This window comes from Nakamurella leprariae, assembly GCF_016918035.1.
Lineage (GTDB): Bacteria > Actinomycetota > Actinomycetes > Mycobacteriales > Nakamurellaceae > Nakamurella > Nakamurella leprariae.
This window is the reverse complement of the sequence record NZ_JAERWK010000020.1, coordinates 105,893-119,711: the sequence shown is the minus strand read 5'-3', so window position 1 is coordinate 119,711 and position 13,819 is coordinate 105,893. Positions and strand designations below refer to the sequence as shown.

Genomic DNA, 13,819 nt, shown 5'->3' with positions numbered 1-13,819 from the left:
GGGTGAAGCCCGGATTTCCGCCGTGTTGCGGGCGCGGTGCGGCTACTCGTCGAGCACCTGACCGCGCCGTTCCGGCAGCAACAGCGACCCGGCCGCCGCGATCAGGAACACGGCCCCGAAGAGCCCGAAGAGCAGCCCGGTGCCGCCCAGTTCGCGCAGCGGCGGCACGGCCAGGGGCGCGATCACCGACGCGATGCGGCCCACGCCGGCGGCCCAGCCGGCCCCGGTGCCGCGAGCGTGCGTCGGGTAGATCTCCGGCGTCACCGCGTACAGCGCGCCCCACGCGCCCAGGTTGAAGAAGGACAACAGCATGCCGGCCGCGATCACCAGCACGGTGGTGTCCGCCGCGGCGAAGAAGGTCGCCGCCAGGGCCGAACCGAGCAGGAACGTGGCCAGGGTGGACCGCCGACCCCACACCTCGATGAGCACCGCGGCGACCGCGTACCCGGGCAGCTGCGCCAACGTGATGATCAGCGTGTACTCGAACGAGCGGACCAGTGAGAACCCGTCCGCGACCAGCAGCGTCGGCAGCCACGTGAACGCGCCGTAGTAGGAGAAGTTGACGCAGAACCACACCAGCCAGAGCGCGCCGGTGCGGCGGCGGGAACCGCGCGTCCACAGCGTGCGGACCCCACCGGGCCGGTGCGCGACGGGTGTCTGCGGGCTCCGGACGGTGGCCGGCGGTGCGGTGGCGCTGCCCTTGGTGGCGAACAGCCGGCTGCGCAGCGGCGGTGACTGCTCGAAGCTGCGCACCGCCGCCTCGGCTTCGCTGTGCCGGTCCCGGGATTCCAGGAACCGCACCGACTCGGGCAACCGGGTGCGGACCCACACCGAGTACAGCGCCGGGACGGCGCCCAGGGCCAGCGCCCAGCGCCAGCCGTCGTCCCCGGCCCGGACGACGAAGGTGCCGATCAGGGCGGCCGCCGTCCAGCCGACCGCCCAGAACGCCTCCAGGATGACGATGACCCGGCCTCGGATCCGGGGTGGTGCGTACTCGCTGACCAGGGTGGACGCCACCGGCAGTTCCGCGCCCAGGCCGAGCCCGACCACGAAGCGCAGCGCGATGAGCACGCCCACCGACCAGGCCAGCGCGGAGGCGCCGGTGGCCACGCCGTAGACGAGCAGGGTGATGGCGAAGACCTGGCGCCGGCCCAGCCGATCGGCCAGCAGCCCGCCCATCCCGGCGCCCAGCGCCATGCCGATGAAGCCGGCCGAGGCGATCCAGGACAGCTGCGACTGCGGGGTGCCCCAGACGACCGCCAACTGGGCGATGACGAACGACAGCAGGCCGACGTCCATCGCGTCCAAGGCCCAGCCGATACCCGAACCGCCGAGCAGGCGCCCGTGCTGGCGGGTGAACGGCAGCGCGTCGAGCCGCTCGGTGCGGCTGCGGGACGAGCCGGACTGATCGGACGGGACGGCGCCGGGGGACGGCGTCATGGGACCTCCGGGTGGGTGATCAGGTGGCGCGCTGCGGTTCGCCGGACCACTGCGCCGGTACCCCGACGCGGCCCGGGTCAGCGGTCGGTCAGCGGTACCGGTCCAGCACCAGCTGGGCCGTCGCGGGCCAGGACTCCGCCGCCCACGGGCCGAACGGGGTGTCGCAGAGCGAGGCGCAGGCCAGGCCGGCGACCGGGTCGGCCCACAGGAAGCTGCCGGACTGGCCGAAGTGGCCGAAGGTGCTCGGTGCATTGCCGGCCGCGGTCCAGTGTGGCGACTTGCCGTTGCGGATCTCGCAGCCCAGACCCCAGTCGTTGTGCTCCTGTCGGCCGAATCCCGGCAGCACCCCGGCCAGGCCGGGGAACGCCAGGGTGGACACGGCGGCGACCGCGCCGGGCAGCAGCTCGGTGGAGTGCAGCAGCTCGCGGCCCAGCCGGGCCAGATCGGCCAGTGGGCTGCGCAACCCGTGGGCCGGGGACCCGACCAGCTCGGCGCCGGTCATGCCGAGCGGCTCCAGCACCCGGTCGGTCAGCTCGTCGACGAACGGGCGGCCGGTCGCGGCCGCCAGGTGCTCGGCGGCCAGTTCGATGCCGTGGTTGGAGTAGATCCGGCGGGTGCCGGGGGCGGCCAGCGGACGGTCGCCGTCGGCGGCCTCCATCCGGACACCCGCCGCGTGCGCGAGCAGGTGCCGCACCGTGGCGCCGGGCGGACCCGCCGGGTCGTCGAGCGAGATCGCGCCGTCCAGCACGGCGTCCAGCACGGTGAGCGCGGTGGTGACCTTGGTGACCGAGGCCCAGCGGTAGACGGTGTCCGCGGTGGCGGCGCCGGTCCGGGCCTCCTCGAGCACACCGTCCGGCCCGATCACGGCGATGGCGGCGGCACCCACCGGCCACTGGTCCAGCTGCTGCTGCAGATCCATCGGGCCAGGGTCTCCGTTCGGCTCGGGCGTCGGGCCCGCTCACCGTAGTCGGATCAGCTCAGTCGGATCAGCTCACTCGGATCAGCTCAGCACCGAACGGGGGATCGACGGATCGAGCTGCATCCCGTTGGTGGCGGTGGCCGGCTCCGGAACGGTGAGCGGACGGCGCGCCCGCGTCCAGCCCCAGACGGCCAGGGCGAGCACGGCCAGCACCAGGAACGCGGCCAGTCCCCGTTCCACGAACCCGAGCGGCACGGCCCGGTACCAGGGCGTGCCGGTCAGCGGCCGCAGCAGCACGGCGATGACCAGCGGCGAGAACCACAGCAGGGCGGCGACGCACGACCACCACGCGGTCCGGGCCCACCCGTCGGACCGGCGGCGGGTGAGCAGCAGCAGGCCGGTCGGCAGGGCCAGGAAGGCCACCACGCTGGCGATCCGGTGCACGGTCCCGCCGGCGCTCGGACCAACGGCCCAGTCGTGCTTCGGGAACACGACCAGGGTGAGCAGCGCCAGGGCTCCGAGCGCGCTGAGCACCGTGCCGGTGCTGACCGCCGGGACCAGTCGCAGCAGGATCGGGGCGGCCACCGCGGTGACCGCGCCGAGGGCCAGCACCACGACCGAGGCGTCGAACAGCCAGCGCGCGTCGGTCAGCGCGTACTCGCTGATGGTCCGGCGCATCGGGGAGATCGACGCGGTCGACCCGGCCAGGTGCAGCCAGGCCATGCCGAGCAGGGTGAGCAGGACGGCGCCGATCCCGGCCGCGGCACACCAGCGGGCCAGCCGGGTCGGTACGGCCACCGCGGTGACCGGCCGGTCCAGCACACCGGGGTCCGGCCGGACGGCGTCGGGACCGGAGCGGGCGGCGGCCGTCACGGGCGTGGCGATCGGTCAGGGCTGAGCACGGGCGGCCTCCGGGCAAGCAGTGGCTGGAGCGTCCACGGTACGGAGATCCGGTCCACGCGCACGCCCCGGCGGCTGTGCGATCGCTGTGCAGGTCGGGGCGTCGGAAGATCACGGCTCTGACACGGTTCGCTCCCGATCGCCGCCGCGCGGCGCGGGTTGCCGTCGCTCCGGGGATCGCTGCCGCACACTGGCCGCGGATCGGGGGATCCGGAGGCCGGGATGGCCGTGGGGGAGTGCCCGCGGACCGGCTGCACACGCGGGGAGCACACCATGCCAGTCACCACCGCCCGTTCCGGGCGTCCGGCCCACCGCCCTCGGCGCGCCCGGCGGGCCGCCCTGCTCGCGGCCGTCACCGCGGTACTGCTGCCGGTGGCGGTGGCCTGCTCCGACGCGCCTGGGTTGCCCGAGGTCAGCCCAGTGGCGGCGACTGCGGCGGTGTCGAGTCCGACCACCAGCGCTGCGGTGACCACGCCCGCCGTCCCGACGTCGGTGACGGCCGCGCCGTTGCCGCCACCGCCGGCGCCGGCCGCCACGGTCGCGGTGACGCCAGGCCCGGACGCGCAGGCCGTCGGCCCGACCGCACCGATCACGGTCACCGTGACCGGTGGCACCCTGGAGCAGGTCACGGTCAGTCGCGACGGGACGGCCATCGAACTGGTCGGCGAACTGAGCGGTGATCGCACCGGATGGATCGCCGTGCCCGAGCTCGGCTACGGCCGCACCTACACCGTGACCGCGACCGCGGTGAACGCCGACGGCGTCCCGGCCAGCTCGACCACCTCGTTCACCACGGTCAGCCCCGGCGAGAAGACACGCGCCGCGGTCTATCCCATCGAGGGCCGGGTGGTCGGCGTGGCCCAGCCGATCACGGTCGAGTTCGACGAGCCGGTCAGCGACCGGGCTGCTGCGGAGGCCGCGATCACCGTGAGCAGCACCCCGGCCCAGCCCGGCGGGTTCCGCTGGGTCAGCGACCGTGAGGTGCGCTGGCGACCGGTCGACTACTGGCAGGCCAACACCCAGGTCACCGTGTCGGTGAAGACCTACGGCGTGCACCTGGGCGACGGCGTCTACGGCGAGGCCGACCTGGTGCGCTCCTTCCAGGTCGGGCGGTCCATGGTCAGCACCGTCGACGACACCACCAAGCGCATGCAGGTGGTGGTGGACGGGGTGCTGGTGCAGGACTTCCCGGTGTCCCTCGGCCGGGACCAGTACCCGACCATGAACGGCGTACACGTGGTGACCAGCAAGTACGAGTCGAAGATCATGGACTCGAGCACCTGGGGCCTCACCGGTACCGGGGCGTACCGGACCGAGGTCGACTGGGCCACCCGGATCTCGGACTCCGGCGAGTTCGTGCACGCGGCGCCGTGGTCGGTCGAGCAGCAGGGCGTGGAGAACGTCTCGCACGGCTGCATCAACGTCTCCGACGAGAACGCCAAGTGGTTCCACGACAACGCCCTGCCCGGCGACCCGGTGATCATCCGGAACACCAAGGGCCCGGACCTGCCGGTCTGGGACGGCCTGGGCGACTGGCAGCTGCCCTTCGACGCCTGGCAGGCCTACCAGCAGTGAGCGCCCCGGTGAGCCCCGCCGGACCACCGCCGACGACCGTGGCGGTCCGGCCGGATCCTCAGTCGACGTCGGCGTAGAGCGCGTCGAGCTGGTCGGCGTAGCGGTTCTCCACGGCCTTGCGCCGGACCTTCAGCGACGGGGTGAGCTCGCCGTCCTCGACGGTCAGGTCGTGCGGCAGGATCGTGTACCGCTTGATCGTCTCCCAGCGTTCCAGCTTGCTGTTGACCGCCTGCACGTCGTGGTCGAGCAGCTCGCGGACCTCGGGCGCGGCGGCCAGCTCGGCCGGCGTGCGCAGCTGCAGCCCCTGCCCGGTGGCCCAGGCGCCGACCGCGTCGGCCTCCAGGGTGATGAGCGCCGAGACGAAGTTGCGGCCGTCGCCGTGCACCACCACCTGCGAGACGTACGGCGAGTGCGCCTTGAACAGCGTCTCGATCTTCTGCGGCGCCACGTACTTGCCGCCGGAGGTCTTGATCAGGTCCTTCTTGCGGTCGGTGACGACCAGGTTGCCGTCGCGCAGCTCGCCGATGTCGCCGGTGTGGAACCAGCCGTCGGCGGTCAGCACATCGTCGGTGGCGTCCGGTCGGTTGTGGTACCCGCGCATGACACCCGGTCCGCGGACGAGGATCTCGCCGTCCGAGGCGATGATCACCTCGGTGCCGGGCACCGGCGGCCCGACGGTGCCGATGCGGTTGTCGCCGGGCAGGTTCACGAACGTCGCCGCGCTGGTCTCGGTCAGCCCGTAGCCCTCCAGGATCGGCAGGCCGGCGGCGTCGAACCACTCGGCCACGTCCCGGGACAGCTTGGCCGACCCGGACACCAGCCGGCGGATCCGGCCGCCGAGGACGTGCCGGATCTTGGTGAACACCAGGCGGTCGGCGATGGCGTGCTGGGCGGCCAGCCACGGCGCCACTCGCGTCCCGGACTGGCGGGCCTGGCTGACCTTGACGCCGACCCCGAAGCCCCAGTCGAAGATCCTGGCCTTGGCCCCCCCGGCGCCGTGCGCGGTCATCGTCGCGCGGGCCCGGACCTTCTCGAAGATGCGCGGCGCGCCGCACATGAAGGTGGGCTGCACCGCGGCCAGGTTGGCCACGATGCGGTCGAGGTCGCCGTCGACGGCGGTGGCGAATCCGATCTGCAACTGGATGGCCAGCAGCATCTTGCCGAAGACGTGGGACAGCGGGAGCCACAGGTAGTGCAGGTCGTCCGGGCGGATGAGGTCCAGCGGCTCGATCGCCGCCGCCTCGTACGTCCAGTTGTCGTGGACCAGGCGGACGCCCTTGGGGGTGCCGGTGGTGCCGGAGGTGTAGATCAGCGTGGCCAGCCGCTCCGGCTCCAGCTCGTCGATGCGCCGCTTCACCGTCTCCGGTTCGCGGGTCAGCAGCGCCCGGCCGCGCTCGGCCAACGCGTCCAGGCTGAGCACGTCACCGGTCACGCTGCCCGCCCCGGGGCCGTCGTCGAAGACGGCGAGGTGCCGCAGCTCGGGCAGGGCGTCGCGGTCGAGCTTGGCCAGCTGGGCGTGGTCCTCGGCGAACAGCAGCACCGAGCCGGAGTCGCCCAGGATGTGCGCGACCTCCTGCGGAGTGGTCGACGGATACACCGTGGTGGTGGCGGCGCCGGCGCACATCACCGCGAAGTCGGCCAGCACCCACTCGATCCGGGTGCCGCTGGCGATGGCCACCCGCTCCTGCGCCGCCACGCCCAGGTCGACCAGGCCGGCGGCCAGCTGCTCCACCCGGTCCCACGTCTGCTGCCAGGTCAGCGACTCCCACCGGTCACCCACCCGGTGCCGGAACGCCTCCCGGTCCGGGCTGGCGGCCACCCGCTCCCGCAACATGTGGGCGAACGACCGGGAACGGTCGGACGGACCGAGCGGCGAGATCGACGAGGTCATGCACTCTCCCTGCCTGCCGTCGCGGACGCGCGATCGGCGGGGCGCCGTCGCGGAGTCCTGCGACCCTAACGCGACCGTCCGGCGGTCGCCGCCGCGCGTCGGACGCGGCCGGTGAGCCCACCCGGTCGGGCGACGCACTCCACGTCCCGTGGACGGCAGGGCAACGTCGGACGGTGTACGGGAGTTCCCGAGAGGGGAACAGGTGATCAGCAGTGCGCCGATGGCGCTGACCCGGCCTCCCTCGTGCCTCGCTCGGCCGATCAGCGCAGTCGCGTGACTCGGACGGTGACCTGGTTGCCGATGGCGTCCGGCCCGGCGTAGACGCCCTTGACCGGTGGCACGTCGCCGTAGTCGCGTCCGCGGCCGACCACCACGTGGGCCTGGGCCGGTTCGTGGCCGTTCGTCGGGTCGAACCGGAACCAGGTGCCGTCGAACCACTCGACCCACGCGTGCGACTCCCCGGTGACCGCGCGGCCGATGTCGGCCGTACGGTCCGGGTGCAGGTAGCCGGAGACGTACCGGGTCGGGACGCCCATCGATCGCAGCAGTCCGATGGCCAGGTGGGACAGGTCCTGGCACACCCCGCGCCGCGCGGTCCAGGCCTCCAGGGCCGAGGTGGAGACGCCGGTGACGCCGGCCTCGTAGGTCAGGGTGCGGTTCACGAAATCGCACACGGCCAGGCCGGCCGCCCGCGGGTCGGCCGCGGCCGCGCGCAGCTCGGCGGCGATCCCGGTGAGCTCGTCGTCCAGCTGGGTGAGCGGGGTCGGGGTGAGGAACTCTTCGAACCGGTCGTCCACGCCGGAGCGTTCCAGCTCCGCCCACGACCAGGACGGCGCGGCCGGCGTCGGTGGGAAGGTCTCCACGGTGGACGTGGCGGTGACCACCAGCTGCCGGTGCGGGCGGTGCACGTCGAACGCGGCGACCCGGGTGCCGAAGTAGTCGTGGAAGCCGAGGACCCCCTCGAACGGGTCGAGCTCCAGCCGGGCCGACAGCACGGCCTGACCCGGTTCGTCGGCCGGCTGCATCCGCACCTCGTTGTAGGAGGTGGTCACCGTGTCCGGGTAGGTGAGCACGGTGCGGTGCACGACCAGCAGCCGCCAGATGTCGGCCGGCGGCACGGCGGTCGGGGCGGCCGCGCGCAGGTCGGCGCGGAGATCCCCAGCGGTCGGGCCGGTCATGCCGCACCTCCGTCAGTGCCCAGGTTCGCCCAGGTGATGGTGTCCTCCCGGCGGAAGAACGACGTGGTGACCGCGGTGTGGGCGCTGGCCACCGTCCGCTGCAGGCTGGCCAGCAGCTGCATCCGGTCGTCGGCCAGTTCACCGCCGGTGCGGTAGTCCAGTCCGGTGCGCATCCGCCCGACGATCCGGCGCGCAGACGAAGGATCGCGACGCGGATCCCGGACCTGCCGGGCCCCGACCGCCTCCAGTTCGGCCAGGCAGGACTCGGCCATGCTCAGCGACCGCAGCACCGACCGCGGGAACTGCCGGTCCAGCAGCACGAACTCGGTGGCGCTGCGCTGCCCGATGGCGCCGCCGGCGTACCGGACGTACGGCTCCCAGCCGCCGCAGGCGCTGACCAGGGCCCGCCACGGCGGCACCGAGCCGGTCTCCGAGTCGGCCGCGGCGAGCAGCCGGATGGTCATGTCGGCGCGCTCCAGCGACCGGCCGACGACCAGGAACTGCCAACCCTCGTCATGACTCATCACCTGGTCGACCAGACCGGCCGCGATGGCGCAGCGCTCGCCGACCCAGCGCAGGAACACGTGCGGACCGGCGCCGCTGGCCTCCCGGGTGCGCAGCCCGTGCCAGGTGACGTTCAGGCACTCCCACACGTCCAGCGGGATGGCGTCCCGGACGCCGCGGGCGTTGTCGCGTGCGGCGACCAGGGCACCGGCCACCGACGAGGCCCGTTCCCGGTCGAACACCAGGCTGCGGATCAGCTGCCCGGAGTCCATGGCGGACGGCTCGCCGTCGGCTGGGGCCAGGCCCATCGAGTCGACCAGCGAGTGGATGACCTGGTGGTCGCCCTGCCAGCTGCCCGCGGGCAGCAGGTGCAGGTAGGTGTCCAGGATCCGCGCGGTGCAGTCGGCCCGTTCGACGTGCCGGCCCAGCCAGTAGAGCGACTCGGCGATGCGGCTCAACACGTCGGGTCCTCCTCGGGTGTTCCGGGGACAGGCGCAGTGATGCGGTGCTGCTGCTGCTGACCCTGCTGGCTGCGCAGGTTCGGTCCGTCCGGGGCGGCGGCCGGCGGCTCGAAGGAGAGCCGCTGCTCGACGTCACCGGCGATCTGGGCCGTGCCGCCCGGGCTCATCGACTGGAACGCCGTCGGGGACGACGGTCCGTCGTCGAACCGCAGCGCCGGCATCAGCACGGTCGCCTCGCTGGCGCCGGGCATCTCCAGTGCCGGGTCCGACTCCAGCTCCGGTCCGGTGGCGCCGGCCAGCACCCAGGTGTCCTTGGAGCCGCCGCCCTGCGAGGAGTTGACCACCAGCTCGCCCTCGGGCAGCGCCACCCGGGTCAGCCCGCCGGGCAGCACCCACACCTGCTGGCCGTCGTTCACCGCGAACGGCCGCAGGTCCACGTGCCGCGGCCGCATCTTGTCGCCGATCAGGGTGGGCACGGTGGACAGGGCGATCTCCCGCTGCGCGATCCAGCCGCGCGGGTTCTCCAGCACCGTCGCCCGGGCCCGGTGCAGGGTGGCGGCGTCCGCCTTGGACCCGATCACGATGCCCTTGCCGCCGGAGCCGTCGACGGGCTTGAGCACCAGGTCGGCCAGGTGCTCCAGCGCGTACTCGCGGTGCTCGGGATCCTCCAGCCGGTAGGTGTCGACGTTCGGCAGGATCGGATCCTCGCCGAGGTAGTACCGGATGATGTCGGGCACGTAGGTGTAGACGAGCTTGTCGTCGGCGATGCCGTTGCCGACCGCGTTGGCCACGTTGACGTTGCCGGCCCGGACCGCGTTCATCAGGCCCGGCACGCCGAGCATGGAGTCGGGGCGGAACTGCACCGGGTCGAGGAACTCGTCGTCGATGCGCCGGTAGATGACGTGCACCGGCATCTCGCTGGTGGTGGTGCGCACGTACACCCGGTTGTTCCGGCAGATGAGGTCGCGGCCCTCGACCAGCTCGACGCCCATCTCGCGGGCCAGCAGGGTGTGCTCGAAGTAGGCGGAGTTGTAGACGCCGGGGGTCAGCACCACGACGGACGGGTCGGTGACGTTCCAGGGGGCGACCGCCCGCAGCGCGGCCAGCAGCCGGCCGGGGTACTCGGACACCGGCCGGACCAGCTGGTCGCCGCCGGCCTCGGCCAGGACCTGGGCCACGGCCTGCCGGTTCTCCAGCACGTACGACACCCCGGACGGCACCCGCACGTTGTCCTCGAGGACCCGGAAGGTGCCCTCCTCGTCGCGGATGAGGTCGATGCCGGCCATCACGATGCGGGCGCCGTCCTGCCCGCCGATGCCGGCGACCTGCCGGTGGAAGTGCGGTGAGGTGGTCACCAGGCGGCGCGGGACGACGCCGTCGGCGAAGATCCGCCCGGGTCCGTAGGCGTCGGCCAGGAACGCCTCGAGGGCCCGGACCCGCTGCGGCACACCGGTCTCCACCGTGCGCCACTCCTCGGGCGTGATCACCCGGGGGATCAGGTCGAGCGGGAACGGCCGCTCCACGCCACCGAGGGCGAAGGTGATGCCCTGGTCCAGGAACGTGCGGCCCATGATCTCGGCCCGGGCGGCGAGGTCGGCGGCGTCCATGGTCTGCAGCGCCGAGTACACCGACTCGTACGCCGTGCGGATGCTGCCCGGCGCGGCGAACATCTCGTCCCAGGCCGGGCCGAACGGGTAGTCCTCGAAGAGGTCGGCCATGGCGAGAACCGTAGGTCCGCCGTGTTGCGGTGTCATGTCCACGCTCCTCCCCGAGGTTTCCGGGCGATTGCCGGCAGGTCACCCCCGCCGTCCCCGGCGGGCCCGGTGCCCCGGTCCGTTCCGGGGCTGCCCCAGTACCCGTTCCCGGCCCCGTCCACGCAAGACCGCGGTGCATCGGCGGTCCGAGATCCGCTGCGCGGCATGTCGCGCGGCCCGCGCGCCGGACCGGATCGGCGCGCGGCAGGATGCAGCCATGAGTTCCTCCGGTGGGACCAGGGCGATCGTCGCGGCGCTCGGCGCCAACCTCGGCATCGCGGTCACCAAGTTCATCGCGTTCCTGATCTCCGGCTCGTCGTCGATGCTGGCCGAGTCGGTGCACTCACTGGCCGACTCCGGCAACCAGGTGCTGCTGCTGGTGGGCGGTCGCCGCGCACGCCGCGCGCCGACGCCGGAGCATCCGTTCGGATTCGGGCGCGAGCGCTACGTGTACGCGTTCATGGTCGCGATCATCCTGTTCAGCGTGGGCGGGGTCTTCTCGATCTACGAGGGGGTGCACAAGATCCAGCACCCGGAGGCCATCGAAGCGGCCTGGCTGCCGATCACGGTGCTGGTGGTGGCGATCGCGCTGGAGTCGTTCTCGCTGCGCACCGCGCTGAAGGAGTCGGCGCCGCACCGCCAGGGCATCTCGATCATGCAGTTCGTCCGGCGGGCCAAGGCGCCGGAGCTGCCGGTGGTGCTGCTGGAGGACATCGCCGCGCTGGTCGGCCTGTTCCTGGCCCTGTTCGGGGTGGGGCTCGCGGTCATCACCGGCGACGGCGTCTGGGACGGCATCGGCACGGTCGCCATCGGGGTGCTGCTGATCGTGGTCGCCATCGTGCTGGGCATCGAGGTCAAGAGCCTGCTGGTCGGGGAGGGGGCGTCGCCGGCCGACACCGACGCGATCCGCGGTGCGGCCGAGGGCACCCCGGGCGTGGTCCGGATCATCCACATGAAGTCGCTGTACCTGGGTCCGGACGAGCTGCTGGTCGGCATGAAGATCGCGGTGGCGGCGACCGATTCGGCCGCCGAGGTGGCGTCGACGATCAACGAGGTGGAGGCCCGGGTGCGGGCCGCGGTGCCGGTGGCGCGGGTGCTGTACCTGGAGCCCGACCTGCTGCGGACCACGACCGGGGCGGTGGGGGAGCAGCCGGCGGCCCCGGCCGATCCGGTCGATCCGGCCGCCGACGTCCACGGCTGAGCCCGGCGCCGGGTCGCGCGACGTGCGCCGCACCGGCCCGTCCGGGCAGGATCGGCAGCAGTGACCGCGCGCCGCGCGGCGGGATCCCAGCGATCGCGCAGGACCGAGGACGACGGAGGAGCTCCAGTTGGCGTCGAGCAGCAGGACCGCGACCGAGCAGGCTGACCAGGACGAGGCCGGCACCACGAAGCGGGCCACGGAGCGAGCGGCCGACGCGAAGGCGCCGAGCAAGAAGGCTGGGGCCAAGCAGGCTGAGGTCAAGCAGGCTGAGGCCAAGAAGAAGGCTGCCGAGAAGAAAAAGGCTGCGGACAAGAAGGCTGCGGACAAGAAGGCTGCGGACAAGAAGGCTGCGGACAAGAAGGCTGCGGACAAGAAGGCTGCGGACAAGAAGGCCCAGGCGAAGCGGGCGGCCGACAAGAAGAAGGCCGACGCCAAGAAGGCCGACGCCAAGAAGAAGGCTGACGCCAAGAAGGCTGACGCCAAGAAGGCTGACGCCAAGAAGGCTGACGCCAAGAAGAAGGCTGACGCCAAGAAGGCTGACGCCAAGAAGAAGGCTGACGCCAAGAAGAAGGCTGACGCCAAGAAGAAGACTGACACCAAGAAGGCCGACAAGAAGAAGGCGGCCGACAGGAAGAAGGCTGCCGCGAAGCAGCAGGCCGAGCCGAAGCGATCCGCAGCGATGCGGGCCGACCGGCGCGCCGCGGGCACCGGGTCCGGCACCGCGGCCGACGCCGAGCGCGCCGCCCAGCAGGCGGCGGCTCAGCAGGCCGCGTTCGAGGCGGCCCAGCAGGTGGCCGCGGCGGCCCGCAAGTCGGGCCCGCCCGCCCCGGTCGTCCTCACCGGACCGTCAGCACCGTCAGCGCAGTCCGGGTCCGGATCTGCCGACGCTGCCGAGCCGGCGGCCGGTCACCCGGACGTCGAGCTCGCCGACGCCTCCCACACGCTGGCGCCGACCAACGACCGGGTCGCCGCGGCCGTCGCGCACGACTCGACGGACGACCTGCTCGAGGCGGCGGTGCAGGCCACCGGCCCGGACGACAGCACGGCGCCGGATGCCGGTGCGGAGCCGGCCACGCCCGGCCTGTTCCCGGCCGACGAGGCCGGCACCGACCTGCCGCACACCGCGTTCGTGGCCGAACCGGCCGGCACCGTCCGGTCCGTCACCGACGAGGACCTGCCCGCCGGACCGGCACCCCGTCGGCGGCGCAGCCCGGCCCGTTCGGCCGGCACCGTCGCGGTCCCGCCGTCGACCGAGGTGGCCGTCCCGCCGTCCGCCACCGTCGCCGTCCCGGACGGCAGCGCGCCCGTCGGCGCCACCCCGGCGAGCGACCAGGAGGCTCCGGCCGCGGACCGCCGATCGCGGCGGACCGGCCGGTCCCGCGCCGAGCGCCCCACCCCGTCGACCGGCCGCCGGACGTCCGGACGTCGTCAGCCGGCCACCGACACGCCGGTGCAGGCCGGCGTCGACGCCCGGGCCAGCCGGGCCGCGCTGTACGTGCTGGCCCAGAAGCTGGACATCCCCGGCCGGTCGCGGATGAGCAAGGACGAGCTCATCGAGGCGCTCCGCGCTGCGCGTACCGGGTCCGGCGACGACTGAGCCGGGCTGCCGCCCCTGATCCCGTCTCCGCCCTGCGGAGCCCGACTGCAGCAAGGAGCGTCCATGCTCGTCGCGTTCTCAGTGTCCCCGTCCGGTGGCGTCCCTGCGCCGGGCGCGGCGGCCGACTCGGTGTCCCGCGCGGTGGCCGATGCGGTGCGGATCGTGCGGGAGTCGGGCCTGCCCAACTCGACCGACGCCATGTTCACCACCATCGAGGGCAGCTGGGACGAGTGCTTCGACGTGGTGCGCCGGGCCACCGAGGCGGTGGCCCGGTACGGCAGCCGGGTCTCGCTGGTGCTCAAGGCGGACCTGCGGCCCGGCCACGACACCGGTGAACTGGCCGGCAAGGTCGAGCGCGTCGAGGCGCGGCTGCAGGATGCGGACCCGGCGACGGAGTGA

The 13,819-nt window shown here is 73.2% G+C and carries 11 protein-coding genes; 4 read left to right on the top strand and 7 right to left on the bottom strand.

Annotated features, from left to right (window positions below; genetic code table 11):
• Nucleotides 1-42: 42 nt before the first annotated feature.
• The 3 genes from JL106_RS15475 to JL106_RS15465 form a co-directional block, all read right to left on the bottom strand.
• Nucleotides 43-1,440 carry an MFS transporter gene (locus JL106_RS15475; RefSeq protein ID WP_205261629.1) on the bottom strand — a complete coding sequence of 466 codons (1,398 nt, stop codon included), beginning with the start codon at nt 1,438-1,440 and terminating at the stop codon, nt 43-45.
• A gap of 88 nt (nt 1,441-1,528) precedes the next feature.
• The gene (locus tag JL106_RS15470; protein ID WP_205261628.1) at nt 1,529-2,359 is read right to left on the bottom strand and encodes a serine hydrolase domain-containing protein; all 831 of its coding nucleotides are present in this window, start codon (nt 2,357-2,359) and stop codon (nt 1,529-1,531) included.
• 81 nt (nt 2,360-2,440) lie between these two features.
• A complete protein-coding gene (locus tag JL106_RS15465) occupies nt 2,441-3,232 on the bottom strand; it encodes a DUF998 domain-containing protein (RefSeq protein ID WP_205261627.1) in 792 nt (263 codons plus the stop codon).
• Nucleotides 3,233-3,532: 300 nt separating this feature from the next.
• On the opposite strand from JL106_RS15465, the gene JL106_RS15460 reads away from it, so the two are divergent.
• On the top strand, nt 3,533-4,834 hold the full coding sequence (locus JL106_RS15460) for a L,D-transpeptidase (protein ID WP_205261626.1): 1,302 nt from the start codon (nt 3,533-3,535) through the stop codon (nt 4,832-4,834).
• A gap of 58 nt (nt 4,835-4,892) precedes the next feature.
• Here the strand turns inward: JL106_RS15460 and JL106_RS15455 are convergent, their stop codons facing one another.
• The 4 genes from JL106_RS15455 to JL106_RS15440 form a co-directional block, all read right to left on the bottom strand.
• Entirely contained in the window at nt 4,893-6,725 is a 1,833-nt protein-coding gene (locus JL106_RS15455) for an AMP-dependent synthetase/ligase (RefSeq protein WP_205261625.1), read from the bottom strand.
• A 260-nt stretch (nt 6,726-6,985) separates the two neighbouring features.
• On the bottom strand, nt 6,986-7,903 hold the full coding sequence (locus JL106_RS15450; RefSeq protein ID WP_205261624.1) for a transglutaminase family protein: 918 nt from the start codon (nt 7,901-7,903) through the stop codon (nt 6,986-6,988).
• Nucleotides 7,900-8,868 carry an alpha-E domain-containing protein gene (locus tag JL106_RS15445; RefSeq protein ID WP_205261623.1) on the bottom strand — a complete coding sequence of 323 codons (969 nt, stop codon included), beginning with the start codon at nt 8,866-8,868 and terminating at the stop codon, nt 7,900-7,902. Before JL106_RS15445 ends, JL106_RS15450 begins: the two co-directional genes overlap by 4 nt.
• A complete protein-coding gene (locus tag JL106_RS15440) occupies nt 8,862-10,586 on the bottom strand; it encodes a circularly permuted type 2 ATP-grasp protein (RefSeq protein WP_236007744.1) in 1,725 nt (574 codons plus the stop codon). The genes JL106_RS15445 and JL106_RS15440 overlap by 7 nt, the downstream gene beginning before the upstream one ends.
• Nucleotides 10,587-10,839: 253 nt before the next feature.
• Between JL106_RS15440 and JL106_RS15435 the strand changes: the two genes are divergently transcribed.
• From JL106_RS15435 to JL106_RS15425, 3 genes are all read left to right on the top strand, one after another.
• On the top strand, nt 10,840-11,823 hold the full coding sequence (locus JL106_RS15435; protein WP_205261622.1) for a cation diffusion facilitator family transporter: 984 nt from the start codon (nt 10,840-10,842) through the stop codon (nt 11,821-11,823).
• 127 nt (nt 11,824-11,950) lie between these two features.
• Complete coding sequence (locus JL106_RS15430; RefSeq protein WP_205261621.1) at nt 11,951-13,420, top strand: Rho termination factor N-terminal domain-containing protein; 1,470 nt, start codon at nt 11,951-11,953, stop codon at nt 13,418-13,420.
• Nucleotides 13,421-13,483: 63 nt separating this feature from the next.
• Nucleotides 13,484-13,819, top strand: a complete 336-nt coding sequence (locus tag JL106_RS15425; RefSeq protein WP_205261620.1) for a thiamine-binding protein — start codon at nt 13,484-13,486, stop codon at nt 13,817-13,819.

What these genes read in the sequence shown, in the direction of transcription:
- JL106_RS15475 (WP_205261629.1), bottom strand. Translation starts at nt 1,440, where the DNA reads ATGACGCCGTCCCCCGGCGCCGTCCCGTCCGATCAGTCCGGCTCGTCC.
- JL106_RS15470 (WP_205261628.1), bottom strand. Translation starts at nt 2,359, where the DNA reads ATGGATCTGCAGCAGCAGCTGGACCAGTGGCCGGTGGGTGCCGCCGCC.
- JL106_RS15460 (WP_205261626.1), top strand. Translation starts at nt 3,533, where the DNA reads ATGCCAGTCACCACCGCCCGTTCCGGGCGTCCGGCCCACCGCCCTCGG.
- JL106_RS15455 (WP_205261625.1), bottom strand. Translation starts at nt 6,725, where the DNA reads ATGACCTCGTCGATCTCGCCGCTCGGTCCGTCCGACCGTTCCCGGTCG.
- JL106_RS15450 (WP_205261624.1), bottom strand. Translation starts at nt 7,903, where the DNA reads ATGACCGGCCCGACCGCTGGGGATCTCCGCGCCGACCTGCGCGCGGCC.
- JL106_RS15440 (WP_236007744.1), bottom strand. Translation starts at nt 10,586, where the DNA reads ATGGCCGACCTCTTCGAGGACTACCCGTTCGGCCCGGCCTGGGACGAG.
- JL106_RS15435 (WP_205261622.1), top strand. Translation starts at nt 10,840, where the DNA reads ATGAGTTCCTCCGGTGGGACCAGGGCGATCGTCGCGGCGCTCGGCGCC.
- JL106_RS15425 (WP_205261620.1), top strand. Translation starts at nt 13,484, where the DNA reads ATGCTCGTCGCGTTCTCAGTGTCCCCGTCCGGTGGCGTCCCTGCGCCG.